This window comes from Microbacterium rhizophilum (assembly GCF_039605615.1).
Lineage (GTDB): Bacteria > Actinomycetota > Actinomycetes > Actinomycetales > Microbacteriaceae > Microbacterium > Microbacterium rhizophilus.
In genome coordinates this window covers 92,124-106,629 of record NZ_JBCNUN010000005.1, presented here as the reverse complement: position 1 = coordinate 106,629, position 14,506 = coordinate 92,124, and the positions used below count along the sequence as shown (strand labels likewise).

Sequence of the window (14,506 nt, the reverse complement as noted above, 5' to 3'; positions counted from 1 at the left end):
CGAGGCCGACCGCGTCACACGATCACATCAACCGAAGCGGCCCGAGACGTAGTCCTCGGTCGCCTGCACCGACGGCGTCGTGAAGATCGTCGCGGTGTCGTTGTACTCGATGAGCTTTCCCGGCTTGCCCGTGCCCGCGATGTTGAAGAACGCGGTCTTGTCGCTCACGCGCGAGGCCTGCTGCATGTTGTGCGTCACGATCACGACCGTGAAGTCGTTCTTGAGCTCCGAGATGAGCTCCTCGATCGCGAAGGTCGAGATCGGGTCGAGGGCCGAGCACGGCTCGTCCATCAGGATCACCTGGGGCGAGACCGCGATCGTGCGCGCGATGCACAGACGCTGCTGCTGTCCGCCCGACAGGCCCGATCCGGGCTTCTCGAGGCGGTCCTTGACCTCGTTCCAGAGGTTCGCGCCGCGCAGCGACTTCTCTACGAGGTCGTCGGCGTCGCTCTTGGACAGGCGCTTGTTGTTGAGGCTCACGCCCGCCAGCACGTTCTCGCGGATCGACATGGTCGGGAACGGGTTCGGGCGCTGGAAGACCATGCCCACCTGGCGGCGCACCATCACGGGGTCGACGCCGTTTCCGTACAGGTCCTCGCCGTCCAGCAGCACCTCGCCCTTGACGTAGGCGCCGGGGATCACCTCGTGCATGCGGTTGAGCGTGCGCAGGAACGTGGACTTTCCGCAGCCCGACGGGCCGATGAAGGCCGTCACGGTGCGCGGCTGGATGTCGATGGACACGCCCTCCACGGCGAGGAAGTCGCCGTAGTAGACGTCGAGGTCGTTGACTTCGATGCTCTTGGACACCTGGGTCTCTTTCTTTTCGCAGTCTGAAGCAGTCTGAAGCTGACGCAGTCGGGCCTGGTCAGCGGCCGGTCATCTTGGGGGCGAACACCTTGGCGATCAGTCGCGCGCCGAGGTTGAGGACCATGACGATGAGGATGAGGGTGAGCGCGGCCGCCCACGCGCGGTCGAGGTAGGCCTGCACGTCGACGCCGGGCTGGTCGTAGCTGAAGAACGCGAACACCGGCAGCGTCATCATCGGATCGTCGAACAGGTTGACGTTCAGATTCGGCGTGATGCCCGACGTGAGGACCAGGGGCGCGGTCTCGCCGATGACGCGCGAGATCGACAGCATGACCGTGGTGGTGATGCCCGTGATGGCCGTGGGCAGCACGACCTTCGCGATCGTCAGCCACTTCGGCACGCCGAGCGCGTACGAGGCCTCGCGCAGCTCGTTCGGCACGATCCGCAGCATCTCCTCGGTGCCGCGCACCACGACCGGGATCATCAGGACGGTCAGGGCCAGCGCGCCCATGAAGCCGAACGAGATGCCGGGCCGGATGAACAGCGAGAACACCGCGTAGATGAACAGACCCGCGACGATCGACGGGATGCCCGTCATGACGTCGACGAGGAACGTGATCGTGCGGGCGATCTTGCCGCGGCCGTACTCGACGAGGTAGATCGCGGTCATGATGCCGATCGGCACGGAGATGACCGTCGCGACGAGCGTGACGAGCACCGTGCCCCAGATGGCGTGCACGGCGCCGCCGCCGGCACCCACCACGTTGCGCATCGAGTTGCTGAAGAACGTGCCGTCCAGGCGCGCGAAGCCCTCGACGATCACCGTGTACAGGAGCGAGACGAGCGGCAGCAGCGCGAGGACGAACGCGGTCACCACGAGGGCCGTCATGACGCGGTCGACCGCGTGCCGGCGGCTCTCGGCGATGCTCGAGAACACGCCGATCGCGATCAGGTAGATCACCATGCCGAGCAGCAGCGTGCCGGCGATGTTGAACTGCGCGATGTCGCCGCTGGTGTTCAGCAGCGCGAACACGACGCCCGCGACGAACATCGAGAACGCGAGCAGCATCCACGGCATGCTGGCCGGCATGTGGCCGGAGCGGAGCGACGGGGCCGCCGTGCGAGGGGCGGAGGCGGTGGCGGTCATCAGTTCGCTCCAGAGAACTCGGCGCGGCGCGAGACGATCCAGCGCGCCACGAAGTTGACCGCGAAGGTCACCACGAACAGGATCAGGCCCGCCGCGACGAGCGTCGCGGTGCCATCGCCGTGCGCCTCGGGGAAGCGCAGGGCGATCGTGGCGGGGATGGTCGAGGGATTGACCGTGCTGAGCAGCTGGAAGGTCACGAGCGACGACGGCGCGAGCACCATGGCCACGGCCATGGTCTCGCCGAGCGCGCGGCCGAGACCCAGCATGGCCGCCGACACGATGCCGCTGCGCGCGAACGGCAGCACGGCCATCCGGATCATCTCCCAGCGCGTCGCGCCGAGGGCCAGCGCGGCCTCCTCGTGCAGCTTCGGCGTCTGCAGGAAGATCTCGCGGCAGATCGCGGTGATGATCGGCAGGATCATGACCGCGAGGACGAGACCGGCGGTCAGGATCGTCTTGCCCGAGCCCGACGGGGCCGTGCCCTCGTCGACCGCGAACAGCGGGATCCAGCCCAGGTTGGCGTTGAGCCACTTGTAGAACGGCACGAGGATCGGCGCGAAGGTCAACGCGCCCCACAGGCCGAACACGACCGAGGGCACCGCGGCCAGGAGGTCGATCATGTAGCCGATCACGCCGGCCAGCTTGCGCGGCGCGTAGTGCGAGATGAACAGCGCGATGCCCAGGGCGATCGGCATCGCGATCACGAGGGCGATCGCCGAGGCCCAGATCGTGCCGAACACGAGCGGCCAGACCCACTCGAGGAACGGCTGGCCCTTGAGGATGTTGTTGTCGCTGGTGTCCGGCTTGAAGGCCGGCAGCGACTGGATGATCAGGAACAGCGCGACCGCCGCGAGCACGATCAGGATGATCAGGCCCGAGCCGAGCGCGGTGCCCGAGAAGATGATGTCGCCCGGCCGCTTCACGGCCTTCGGCGGCTGGGCGGGCTCCGAGGCGGGCGCCTCGGGTTCCCTCGTGGTCGTGGTCATGGGGTCCCGCTCCTCAGGTGTTCGGGTTCGTGCTGAAGGCTGGCGTGATGCCGGGCTGTGTCAGACAAGTGCCGGTGCCCTCGCGCTCCTCGGAACCGAGGATCCCACGAAGGGAGAGGCGCGAGGGCACCGGCGTTGCTGATTCGAGGATCAGGCGGTCAGGGTCACTCCGTGACGATGGCGTCGATCGCCGTGGCGACCTTGGCCGACAGGTCCGCGGACAGCGGGGCGGCACCGGCGGCCTCCGCGCCGATCTGCTGGCCCTCCTCCGAGGTCACGAAGTGGAAGTAGCCCTTGACCAGGCTGGCGACCTCGGGGTCCTCGTACTCGACGCAGCCGATGAGGTACGACACCAGCGCGATCGGGTACGAACCGGCGGGAGCTGCGGCCGGGTCGACGGCGAACGCGAGGTCGTGGGGCTGGCGGCCCTCCTCGAGCGGCGAGGCCTCGACGAGCGCCGCGGCGGCGTCGGCCGAGTACGAGATGAACTCGTCGCCGTTCTGCACGGCCACCTGGCCGAGCTCGCTGGTGCGCGACGCGTCGGCGAAGCCGATGTAGCCGTCGCCCGCGGCGATGGCGTCGACGACGCCCGAGGTGCCGTCGGCGCCCTCACCGCTCTGCAGCGGCCACTCGTCCGAGACCTCGTGGGTCCACACGTCGGGGGCCGTGGCGGCGAGGTAGTTCTGGAAGGTCTCCTGCGTGCCCGACGCGTCGGCGCGGTGCACCGGCGTGATGGTCGTGGCGGGCAGCTCGACGCCCTCGTTCAGGGCGGCGATGGCCTCGTCGTCCCACGACGTGATGTCGCCGTTGAAGATCTTGGCGATCGTGTCGGCGTCGAGGTTCAGGGTCTCGATGTCGCCGAGGTTGAACGCGACCGCGATCGGCGAGATGTAGTTCGGGACCTCGACGATGTCGTCCGAGGTGCAGGCGCCGAAGCCGCCCTCCTCGATCTCCTCGATCTTGAAGGCGCGGTCGGAGCCGATGAAGTTCGACGCACCGGCCTTGAAGTTGTCGCGGCCGACGCCCGATCCGGTGGCCTCGTAGAGCACGTTGGCCTCGGGGTTGGCGGTCTGGAACTCCGCGACCCAGGCCTCCTGAGCCGAGCCCTGCGAGGAGGCGCCGGTGGCCTCGATCGTGCCGCTGAGCGTGGCGGTGGTCTCCTCGCCGGCCGGAGCGCTCGCGCCCGGGTCGGTGTCGGGGGCGGTCTCGTTCGCGGCGCAGCCGGCGAGAGTGAGCGCGGCGACCGCGCCGAGGGCGGCGATGCTGGTGAGACGGGTGAGCTTCACTGTGTATCCGTTCGAGATCAGGGATTCAGGGACGTCCCCGCCGGGTCGCAGGGCACATCGTGACCGTAGGAGAGGGCGGTGACGAGACTGCGGTGCATTGGTGAACGGGAGGTGAACTGCCCGCATCGATCCCGCATAGGCGCCCCGATCCACGGCGATCTCCCACTTTCGAGCCTGTCGTCTCGACCCGGCTTGGCCGCCCTCGACGACCGGCCGCTGAGCGAGCGCGGCGAGCCGAAGCGATGCTCAGACCTTCGGGGCGTGCGTCTCGATCGCCACGATGCCTGATCCGGGGTTGGTCGCCGAGATGTGCACGACGCTGAACGCGCCGGTCTCGAGCGACGCGGCATCCGACAGGTACGAGCCGCGCATGGTGCCCGTCGCGAGCGCCAGCTCGGTCAAGATGTCCGGCAGCACGGGGCCGTGACTGCACAGCACGGCGGGCTTGCCGGCGCGCACTCGGCGACCGGCGACCTCGCGCACGTCGGAGGTCCCGTCCTCCCAGGCGTCCTGGCTGATCAGATCCGTCTCGTCGATGCGGCGCCCCAGCGCCTTCGACAGCGGCGCCACCGTCGTGACGCAGCGCACGGCCGTGCTCGACACGATCCGCCGCACGCCGAACGCGCGCAGCGCGCCCACGACGGCCTTCGCCTGGGCCTTGCCGCGCGGCTGGAGGGGGCGCAGCGCATCGCGGCCGTTCCAGTCGTCGCGGGAGACCGCCTTGCCGTGCCGCAGCGCGATCACCGGGAACGTGTGCAGCACGCCGTCGTCCACCAGGCGCTCGAAGTGCTCGAGGATCTCGACGTCGACCGGGTAGCTGAGGCGCGCGTGGGCCTTCTTCAGGCTCACCCACTCGACCCCGGAGACCTCGTCGTTCGGCACGAACGCGCTCGCCCGGATCGCCTGGTCCGTCGCCGGAGCGGACCAGTAGTGCACGATCTTCTGCTTGCCGTTCGGCAGGCGGTAGTGCGAGACGCCGAGCGGGGCGCCCAGGGAGGTGCGGATGCCCGTCTCCTCGAAGATCTCGCGCACGGCGGTCTCGGCGAGCATCTCGCCCGGGTCGACCTTGCCCTTGGGCAGCGTCACGTCGCGGTACCTCGTGCGGTGGATCAGCAGCACGCGCAGCTTGCCGTCGGTCAGGCGCCAGACGACGCCGCCGGCGGCGTAGACGGCGAGATCGACGGTCATCGGATGGCGCGCGCCTGACGGCGGCGCTTGACGGCGGACATCCGGCGATCCTGCAGGTCGACGAGGGGCTTGCCCTTCTCGTCCAGGCTGTGGCGCGTCCACACCCCGCCCTCGCCGAGGTGCCACGAGCTGACGCGCTCGTCCATCGCGAGCTCGAACAGGTTCAGCAGCTCGCTGACGTGCTTGGGCGCCGCCACGCGCACGAGCGCCTCGACGCGGCGGTCGAGGTTGCGGTGCATCATGTCGGCGCTGCCGATGTAGACCTCGGGGTCGCCGTCGTTCTCGAACGCGAAGATGCGCGAGTGCTCGAGATAGCGGCCGAGGATCGAGCGCACCGTGATGTTGTCGGTCACGCCCGGCAGGTCGGTGCGCAGCGAGCAGATGCCGCGCACCCACACCTCGACCTTCACGCCCGCGATGCTCGCGCGATACAGCGCGTCGATGATCTGCTCGTCGACCATCGAGTTGACCTTGATGCGCACGCGCGCGGGCTTGCCGGCCTGCGCGTTGCGGCGCTCGCGGTCGATCAGCCGGATGAGGCCCTTGCGCAGGTGCAGGGGCGCGACCAGCAGCCGCTTGAACTTCTTCTCGATCGCGTAGCCGCTCAGCTCGTTGAACAGGCGCGTGAGGTCGCGGCCGACCAGCGGATCGGTCGTGAACAGGCCGAAGTCCTCGTACAGGCGGCTGGTCTTCGGGTTGTAGTTGCCCGTGCCCACGTGGCTGTAGTGGCGCAGCTCGCCCTTCTCCTCGCGGATCACGAGAGCGAGCTTGCTGTGGGTCTTGAGGCCCACGAGGCCGTAGACCACGTGCACGCCGGCCTTCTCGAGCTTGCGCGCCCAGACGATGTTGTTGGCCTCGTCGAAGCGTGCCTTGATCTCGACCAGCGCGAGCACCTGCTTGCCGGCCTCGGCCGCATCGATCAGCGCCTGCACGATCGGGCTGTCGCCCGACGTGCGGTAGAGCGTCTGCTTGATGGCGAGCACATGCGGGTCCCGTGCCGCCTGCTCGAGAAACGCCTGCACGCTCGTCGCGAACGACTCGTAGGGGTGGTGCACGAGCACATCCGCCTTCCGGATGGCCGCGAAGATGTCGGCGCGCGCCTCCTGGTCGACGGGCTGGAACGGCAGCGCCGTGGTCGGCACGTGCGGCGCATAGCGCAGCTCGGGCCGCTTGAGGCCCGAGAGCGCGAACAGCGCGCGCAGGTCGAGCGGACCGGGGAGGCGGTAGACCTCCTGCTCGGTGATGTCGAGCTCCTTGATCAGGAGGTCGAGCGTCACGTCGTCCATGTCGTCGGTGATCTCGAGGCGGATCGGCGGGCCGAAGCGGCGCCGCAGCAGCTCGGCCTCGAGCGCCTGGATGAGGTTCTCGGTCTCGTCCTCCTCGATCACCATGTCCTCGTTGCGCGTCAGGCGGAACGTGTGGTGATCCAGCACCTCCATGCCGGGGAAGAGGTCCTCCAGGTGCTGCGCGATGAGCTCCTCGAGCGGCAGGAAGCGCATCCGCTGGGAGTCGGCGTCCGGCACCTCGACGTAGCGCGGCATCATCGGCGGCACCTTCAGGCGCGCGAACTCCTGCCGGCCGGTGCGGGCGTTCCGGATCCGGATCGCCAGGTTCAGCGAGAGCCCGGAGATGTAGGGGAACGGGTGCGCCGGGTCGACCGCCAGCGGCATCAGGACCGGGAAGACCTTCGCGTGGAAGTAGTCGTACAGGGCCGTGCGCTCGGACTGGTTCAGCGCGTCCCAGCTCACGACCTCGATGCCCGAGTCGGCGAGCGCCGGGCGCACCTGGTCGTTCCATGCCTTCGCGTGGCGCAGCTGCAGGGCGTGCGCCTCGGCCGAGATGGCCGCCAGCGCCTCGGCCGGCGCCACGCCCACGTTCGTGGGGACCGCGAGGCCTGTGACGATGCGGCGCTTCAGGCCCGCCACGCGCACCATGAAGAACTCGTCGAGGTTGCTCGCGAAGATCGCCAGGAAGTTCGCGCGCTCCAGCAGCGGCAGGGTCGCGTCCTCCGCGAGCTCGAGCACGCGCTGGTTGAACGCCAGCCAGCTCAGCTCGCGGTCGAGGTACCGGTTCTCGGGCAGCTGCGCGTCGGGCGCCTCCACCGCGGCGTCGAAGTCGTCGTCCTCGGCGTCGCCGATGCCGGTGTCCACGATGGCGGAGTCGATCATGCCCGACATCCTGCCACTGTCTTGTTAACTCACGCCGCCGTCTGCTCAGGCAGCCGTTTGTCTGCGGCCGCATCCGCGGCGCGCTCGCGCTCGCACGGGGCACGGCCGGTCGGCGGCAGGGAGAGGGTTCAGCCCTGCGTCGCTGCGGGCAGCTGGTCGTCCTCGTAGACGTTGAAGCGGTAGCCCACGTTGCGGACCGTGCCGATCAGCTGCTCGAGGTCGCCGAGCTTGGCGCGCAGGCGCCGGACGTGCACGTCGACCGTGCGCGTGCCGCCGAAGTAGTCGTAGCCCCACACCTCGCTCAGCAGCTGCTCGCGCGTGAACACCCGCGACGGGTGCGTGGCGAAGAAGTGCAGCAGCTGGAACTCCTTGTAGGTGAGATCGAGCGGCTTGCCGTGCACCTTGGCGGAATAGGAGGACTCGTCGATCGTGATGCCGGACGTCTGGATGCGCGTCGACACCTGCTCGGTCGCCTGGCGCCCGATCGCGAGGCGCACGCGCGCGTCGACCTCGGCGGGGCCGGCCGTGACCAGGATGACGTCATCGATGCCCCAGTCGGTGGACACCGCGGTCAGCCCGCCCTCGGTCACCACGAGCACGAGCGGGGCGTCGAGGCCCGTGGTGTTGAGGATCTTGCAGAGCGACTTCGCGCCCACCAGATCCGAGCGCGCGTCGACGAAGATCACGTCGGCGCTCGGGGCGTTGACCAGCTGCGCCGGCTCCGCGGGGATCTGCCGCACGCGGTGGCTCAGCAGCTCGAGCGCAGGCAGGACGGTGCTCCCTCCAGGTGCGGAGCTCAAGACAAGCAGCTGGGCCAAGCGATGTCCTTCCGGCGCGGGTGGGGATCCGCGCCCTGGCATCGATGCGGCGGGGTCGGGCGCATCGTGACCCCATCATAGGGCCGGACGGAACGGTGGTCCGCCGCGGCTCCCGGCTCCTGCGGGGGCGGCGTTTGCTCCGATCCGGCGTCGTCTTGGACAATGGGGCGATGACGATCCCAGAGCTCGCCCCGCGGCGCCGGTACGGCGCGATCGCGGCCACGTGGATCTTCGCCCTGCTCGTCGCGGTGGCGATCGCGATGTTCGTTCCCGTCGACGTGCGCTTCCGCTGGTTCGGGCTCGCCGGCGGGGGCGCGCTGATCTTCGCGTTCGTCGCCCACCTCGTGGACGGCCGCGCGAGCGGCTTCATCTTCCGGGTCAGCGTCGCGGCGCTCGGCGGCATCACGATCCTCGGCATCGTCGCCCTGGTGACCGTGGTCGCCGCCGTGAGCCCCGCTTAGTCCACCTCTCACGCCTCGCGCGTCCGCTCGGGCGCAATAGCTCGACGTCGAACGACCGTGCCGGGCGACGGGTCCGCGCGCGGCGCTAGACTGGCCTCATGGATCTCGTCGCGCTCGAACTCTTCTTCGTCGGGCTGCTGGGCCTCGCCAGCCTGGCGATCGCCTTCATCTCCGGCGCGGTGGTCTGGAACCTGTTCCGCGGCCAGCGCTGAAAGGCGGCGGCATGATCGACCTGCCCACCGACCTCCCCGCCGACCTGGCGCCGCTGTCGTGGCTCCTCGGCGTGTGGGAGGGCACCGGCGTGATCGACTATCAGGTCGGCGACACGCACTTCGAGGGCGAGTTCTCGCACCGCGTCAGCTTCAGCCATGACGGCGGGCCGTACCTGAACTACTCGGCCTCGGCGTTTCTCGCGTCCTCCGACGGCACGCCGTCGCGCGCGCTGAACTCCGAGACGGGGTTCTGGCGCCTCGCGCGCCCCTCGACCGCGGCCGAGCCCGGTCCCGGCCTGCTGCCGCCGCGCGAGAGCGACATCGTCCGCACGGCCGACGACGTCGAGCAGCTGCGCAACGCCGCGGGCGGCTTCGACCTCGAGGTCGCGCTCGTGCACTCCGACGGCGTCAGCGAGCTCTACCTCGGGCAGGTCAAGGGCCCGCGCATCGACCTCGCGACCGACGCGGTCGTGCGCACCGCGAGCGCGCGCCACTACGCCGCCGCGACCCGCATGTACGGGCTCGTCGAGGGACACCTGCTGTGGGCCTGGGACATCGCCGCGCTCGGCCGCGAGCTCGGCTCGCACGCCTCGGCCCGCCTCGCGAAGGTCTCCTGATGCCGGAGTCCCGCTTCGCGGACCGTCCCGGCGCCGTGACGTCGGACGACGGGATCGCGCACTTCGGCGATCCGGTGCGCGAGCAGCGGCGGCTCGCCGCGGGCGCGGCGGTCGTGCCGCGCGACGACCGCGCCGTGATCGAGGTCGCGGGACCCGACCGTCTCACGTGGCTCGACTCCATCACGTCGCAGGCACTCACGGGCCTGGCCCCCGGGTTCTCGACCGAGCTGCTCGTGCTCGACCCGCACGGCCGGGTGGAGCACGAGGCCGCCGTGCTCGACGACGGGTCCTCGACCTGGCTGATCGCCGACGCGGGCGACGCGGCGGGGCTCGCGAAGTGGCTCACCATGATGCGGTTCCGCTCGCAGGTCGAGGTGCGCCCGCGCGACGACCTCGCCGTGCTGGGATTCGTCGCCGGCGGCGCCGTCGAAGAGCGCGTGACCGCCGTCTCCGAGCGGCCGAACGGCCTGGCGCTCGTGTGGAGCGACCCGTGGCGGGAGGTCGCGACGGGCGGCTGGCAGTACGCCGCCACGGCATCCCACCCCGGCGCCGACTACGCGTGGACCGAGGCGATCGTCTCCCCCGACGCCGGGCTCGACGACCTCGAGGGCGCCGGGCTGCTCGCGGCCGAGGCGCTGCGGATCGCCGCATGGCGCCCGCGCTGGGGCCGCGAGGTCGACGAGCGCGCGATCCCGCACGAGTACGACTGGCTGCGCACGGCCGTGCACCTGAACAAGGGCTGCTACCGCGGGCAGGAGACGGTCGCGAAGGTGCACAACCTCGGCCATCCGCCGCGCCGCCTCACGCTGCTGCACCTCGACGGCAGCGACAGCGTGCTGCCAGAGCCCGGCACCCCGGTGCTGCAGCCGACGCCGGGCGGCGAGCCCTCCGAGGTCGGGCACGTCACCAGCAGCGCGCGTCATCACGAACTCGGCCCCATCGCCCTCGCGGTGCTCGCGCGGCGCGTCCCCGCCGACGCGACCCTGGAGATCGCGGCCGACGGCGCCCGGATCGCCGCCGCGCAGGAGATCATCGTGCCCGCGGATGCCGGCGCGACCGCCGCCGTGCCCCGCCTCACCCGCCTGTCGCGCCGGCCGCTGGCCGAGAGCCAGCCGCCCGCGAAGTAGCGGGCGGATCCGGGATGACCGACTCGCAGCCGAACACGACCGCCATCCCCATCACGTGGCGCAGCAGGCTCTCGCCCCGCCCCGGTTTCGCGCGCCTGCGCGAGTCGTGGCTCGCCATCGGGCAGATCGTGATCGCCGCGACGGGCGCGTTCCTGCTCGCGCACCTCGTGCTCGGCCACGACACCCCCATGCTCGCGGCGACGGTGTCGATCTCGAGCCTCGGCCTCGCGCGCGACGCCCGGCCGCGGCGTGTGCTCGAGACGGTCGTGGGCATGCTCACGGGCATCCTGCTGTCGGAGGGGCTGCGACTGGTCGTCGGCACCGGCTGGTGGCAGCTGGCCGCGGCCCTCGCGCTGACGATGCTGGTCTCGCGCTTCCTGTCGCCCTCGCCGCAGTTCGCGATCGCGGCGGCGATCCAGTCGGCGATCGCGATGATCCTGCCGCTGGGGCCGCTGCCGTTCTCGCGCCTGCTGGACGGCGTGTTCGGGGGAGTGCTCGCCCTGCTCGTGACGGCGCTCCTGCCGCGCAGCCCCGTGGCGTCGGCGCTGCGCGACGCACGGGCGTTCTTCGCCGACTTCGACGCCGCCGCCGCGCGGCTGGTCACGGCGCTGCGACGCGGCGACCGCCTGCGCGCCGAGCGCGGCCTGGAGAAGGCCCGTGAGCTGCAGCCGGCACTCGACGCGTGGCGCACGGCGCTGGAGTCGGGCGAGTCGATCGCCCGCATCTCCCCGTTCCTCCGCGGGCGTCGAGCCGAGCTCGCGCGTCAGGCGCGCGTGCTGCGGGCGATGGATCTCGCGATGCGCAACCTGCGCGTGCTCGGGCGGCGCATCGTGTACGTCACCGACGACCGGCGGCCCCTGCCCGTGCCGGGCGAGACGCTCGCCGAGACGGTGCGCGCCGCGACGATCGTGGGCCTCTCGCTCGACGACATCGCCCAGGAGCCCATCGCGCGCGAGGCGCTGCTCGCGATCGCCCGGCGCCTGGACCCCGCGGCGATGCTGCCGGGCGCGTCGCTCGGCGAGCAGGCGCTGGTGTCCGCGATGCGCCCGCTCGTGGTCGACCTGCTCGTGGCGACCGGGATGGATCCGGCCCAGGCGCGCGCCGCGATCCCGAGGATCTGACTTCTCCTCGCCCGCGCCGACCCATGTGCGCGCTGCGCGGTCGCACGAGGAGATGCGGTGCGAGCTAGGCGGGGCGCACCACGTCCCAGGGGACGGTGAGCTCGCCCAAGCGCCAGCGGGTGCGGCCGCCGAGCACGGGGACGCCGGAGGCGCGCAGCCCCGCGACCGCGGCCATCCAGCGCTGCGTCGCGCCGAACGACGCCAGCGCCGCCGCGCGCTCCCACTCCCGGTCCAGTGCGGCGAGCAGGTCATGGATCCGCTCGCCCGGCACGTTGCGATGGATCAGCGCCTTCGGCAGGCGCTCGGCCACGATGCCGGGGCGCTCGAGGTCTGCCAGGCGCAGCGAGATCGTGAACCGCAGCGGGTCGCCGGATGCGGCGACGTCGATCCAGCTGCAGACCCGGCCGATCTCGTCGCACGTGCCCTCGACGAGCACGCCGCCGGGCGCGAGCCGCGCCGTCATCCGGTACCACGCGGCGGCGACGTCGCCCTCGTCGTACTGGCGCAGCACGTTGAACGCGCGGACCACCGCGGGCCGCCGACCGCCTGGGACCGGCATCTCGAAGCCGCCCCGCGCGAAGGCCACGCGCGCGTCCGGCGCGAACGGCGTCTCACCGCGCCGCGTCGCCTCGAGCTGCTCGGTCGCGCGGGCGACGCGCTCGGGGTCGATCTCGAGCCCCAGCAGCTCCACGTCGGGGCGCACGCGCCGCAGCCGCGCCTCGAGCTCGAGCGTCGTCACGCCGTTGGCGCCGTAGCCGAGGTCGACCACCAGCGGGTCGGCCGCGCGGCGCAGCTCGGACAGATGCGCGATCCAGCGGTCGACGCGGCGCAGCCGGTTGGTGCCCGTCGTGCCCCGGGTGGGACGTCCCTCGGGACCCCGTGCCGCTCGCGCCATGCCCCCATTCTCCCGTGCCCCGCCACCTCGATAGGCTGAGCGCATGGCACACACCCTGATCCTGCTGCGACACGGCCAGAGCGAGTGGAACTCGCTCAACCTCTTCACCGGATGGGTCGACGTGCGGCTCTCGGAGCTCGGCCGCTCCGAGGCCAAGCGCGGCGGCGAGCTGCTCAAGGAGCAGGGCGTGCTCCCCGACGTCGTGCACACGTCGGTGCTGAGCCGCGCGATCCAGACCGCGAACATCGCGCTCGACCACGCCGACCGGCTGTGGATCCCCGTGAAGCGCACGTGGCGCCTGAACGAGCGCCACTACGGCGCCCTGCAGGGCAAGGACAAGGCGCAGACCCTCGAGCAGTTCGGCGAGGAGAAGTTCATGGAGTGGCGCCGGTCGTTCGACGTGCCGCCGCCCGTGATCGATCCCGCCGACGAGTACGCGCAGACGGATGACCCGCGCTACGTCGGCATGGACGGCGAGATCCCCGGCACCGAGTCGCTCAAGATCGTGATCGACCGGATGCTGCCGTACTGGGAGGGCGAGATCGTCCCGGATCTGAAGGCCGGCAGGACCGTCCTGGTCGCGGCGCACGGCAACTCGCTGCGCGGTCTCGTGAAGCACCTCGACGGCATCAGCGACGACGACATCGCGGCGCTGAACATCCCCACCGGGATCCCGCTCGTGTACGAGCTCGACGACGACATGAAGCCGACCGGCCCGGGCCGCTACCTCGACCCGGAAGCCGCGGCCGCCGGCGCCGCCGCGGTCGCCTCGCAGGGCAAGAAGTAACCGCAGACGGAGAGGCGCCGCCCGGATGATCCCGGGCGGCGCCTCTTCGTCGTCTTCGGCAGTGCGTCAGGCGGTCGCCTCGGTGCCGACGGCGCCGACGGCGCCGACCTCGCCGTGCTCCAGGCCGGCCCAGTCGCCCGTCCCGAGGTAGATCATCTTCTTCGCGATCGAGACGGCGTGGTCGGCGAAGCGCTCGTGATAGCGGCTCGCGAGCGTGGCGTCGACCGTCGCGCCGGCCTCGCCCTGCCAGCTGTCGCTGAGCACCTTCTCGAACACGCTGGCGTGCAGCTCGTCCACGTCGTCGTCGCTGTTGCGCAGGTGCTCGGCGATCGAGAGGTCCTGCGTGCGCAGCAGCTCGGTGAGCGTGCGCGCGATCTGGACGTCGAGCTCGCCCATCTTGGTGAAGGTGCCCTTCAGGCCCTTCGGGATCGCGCGGTCGGGGTAGCGGGTGCGCGCCAGCTGGGCGATGTGCTCGGCCATGTCGCCCATGCGCTCGAGCGACGCGCTCACGCGCAGCGCCGTGACGACGATGCGCAGGTCGCGTGCGACCGGCTGCTGCATGGCGAGGATCTCGATGGCCAGCTCGTCGAGGGAGACCGTGCGCTCGTCGATCAGGCGGTCGTCCTGGATGACCTCCTCGGCCAGGGCGACGTCGCTGGTTCCGAACGCACGCGTCGCCTTGTCGATGGCGATCGTGACGAGCTCGGCGATCTCGACGAGACGGGACTGCACGTCCTCAAGGGACTGGTGGAAGACTTCGCGCATCGTGGACCTTTCGTCTGTGTCGCAGCGGGAGCCGCCGGCGGTCGGACCGCCGAGCACGCTCTCTGCGATTCTCGTGAGCGCTGGTGAACGAATGATGCCGGAATGGTGAACAGTCTCCGGC

Annotated in this window: 14 protein-coding genes; 5 read left to right on the top strand and 9 right to left on the bottom strand. The window is 70.9% G+C overall.

Going from position 1 to position 14,506, the window contains the following annotated elements; all coding sequences use genetic code 11:
- Positions 1-27: 27 nt before the first annotated feature.
- The 7 genes from pstB to AAD528_RS10355 form a co-directional block, all read right to left on the bottom strand.
- Entirely contained in the window at positions 28-807 is a 780-nt protein-coding gene (pstB, locus tag AAD528_RS10385; RefSeq protein WP_345752004.1) for a phosphate ABC transporter ATP-binding protein PstB, read from the bottom strand.
- A 58-nt stretch (positions 808-865) separates the two neighbouring features.
- Positions 866-1,954 carry a phosphate ABC transporter permease PstA gene (gene pstA / locus AAD528_RS10380; RefSeq protein ID WP_345752003.1) on the bottom strand — a complete coding sequence of 363 codons (1,089 nt, stop codon included), beginning with the start codon at positions 1,952-1,954 and terminating at the stop codon, positions 866-868.
- The gene (gene pstC, locus AAD528_RS10375; RefSeq protein ID WP_345752002.1) at positions 1,954-2,940 is read right to left on the bottom strand and encodes a phosphate ABC transporter permease subunit PstC; all 987 of its coding nucleotides are present in this window, start codon (positions 2,938-2,940) and stop codon (positions 1,954-1,956) included. The genes pstA and pstC overlap by 1 nt, the downstream gene beginning before the upstream one ends.
- 164 nt (positions 2,941-3,104) lie before the next feature.
- A complete protein-coding gene (locus tag AAD528_RS10370; protein ID WP_345752001.1) occupies positions 3,105-4,226 on the bottom strand; it encodes a phosphate ABC transporter substrate-binding protein PstS in 1,122 nt (373 codons plus the stop codon).
- A gap of 246 nt (positions 4,227-4,472) precedes the next feature.
- Positions 4,473-5,414 (bottom strand): NUDIX hydrolase, encoded by a 942-nt coding sequence (locus AAD528_RS10365; RefSeq protein ID WP_345752000.1) that lies wholly within the window; start codon positions 5,412-5,414, stop codon positions 4,473-4,475.
- The gene (locus AAD528_RS10360; protein WP_345751999.1) at positions 5,411-7,582 is read right to left on the bottom strand and encodes an RNA degradosome polyphosphate kinase; all 2,172 of its coding nucleotides are present in this window, start codon (positions 7,580-7,582) and stop codon (positions 5,411-5,413) included. Before AAD528_RS10360 ends, AAD528_RS10365 begins: the two co-directional genes overlap by 4 nt.
- Before the next feature lie 128 nt (positions 7,583-7,710).
- Entirely contained in the window at positions 7,711-8,400 is a 690-nt protein-coding gene (locus AAD528_RS10355) for a response regulator transcription factor (RefSeq protein ID WP_345751998.1), read from the bottom strand.
- Positions 8,401-8,570: 170 nt separating this feature from the next.
- On the opposite strand from AAD528_RS10355, the gene AAD528_RS10350 reads away from it, so the two are divergent.
- The 4 genes from AAD528_RS10350 to AAD528_RS10335 all read left to right on the top strand — a co-directional run bounded on the left by AAD528_RS10350 (position 8,571) and on the right by AAD528_RS10335 (position 11,938).
- Positions 8,571-8,861, top strand: coding sequence for a hypothetical protein (locus AAD528_RS10350; protein ID WP_345751997.1), 291 nt, complete (start codon positions 8,571-8,573; stop codon positions 8,859-8,861).
- Between the two features lie 223 nt (positions 8,862-9,084).
- Positions 9,085-9,690, top strand: a complete 606-nt coding sequence (locus tag AAD528_RS10345; RefSeq protein ID WP_345751996.1) for a nitrobindin family protein — start codon at positions 9,085-9,087, stop codon at positions 9,688-9,690.
- Positions 9,690-10,817 (top strand): CAF17-like 4Fe-4S cluster assembly/insertion protein YgfZ, encoded by a 1,128-nt coding sequence (gene ygfZ / locus AAD528_RS10340; protein ID WP_345751995.1) that lies wholly within the window; start codon positions 9,690-9,692, stop codon positions 10,815-10,817. The genes AAD528_RS10345 and ygfZ overlap by 1 nt, the downstream gene beginning before the upstream one ends.
- 14 nt (positions 10,818-10,831) lie before the next feature.
- Positions 10,832-11,938, top strand: a complete 1,107-nt coding sequence (locus AAD528_RS10335) for an FUSC family protein (protein ID WP_345751994.1) — start codon at positions 10,832-10,834, stop codon at positions 11,936-11,938.
- Between the two features lie 64 nt (positions 11,939-12,002).
- Here AAD528_RS10335 and AAD528_RS10330 read toward each other — a convergent pair whose 3' ends face one another.
- Positions 12,003-12,833 (bottom strand): class I SAM-dependent methyltransferase, encoded by an 831-nt coding sequence (locus AAD528_RS10330; RefSeq protein WP_345751993.1) that lies wholly within the window; start codon positions 12,831-12,833, stop codon positions 12,003-12,005.
- Between the two features lie 43 nt (positions 12,834-12,876).
- Between AAD528_RS10330 and AAD528_RS10325 the strand changes: the two genes are divergently transcribed.
- Complete coding sequence (locus tag AAD528_RS10325) at positions 12,877-13,620, top strand: phosphoglyceromutase (protein WP_345751992.1); 744 nt, start codon at positions 12,877-12,879, stop codon at positions 13,618-13,620.
- 66 nt (positions 13,621-13,686) lie between these two features.
- Here the strand turns inward: AAD528_RS10325 and phoU are convergent, their stop codons facing one another.
- A complete protein-coding gene (gene phoU / locus AAD528_RS10320; RefSeq protein WP_345751991.1) occupies positions 13,687-14,385 on the bottom strand; it encodes a phosphate signaling complex protein PhoU in 699 nt (232 codons plus the stop codon).
- Positions 14,386-14,506 lie beyond the last annotated feature (121 nt).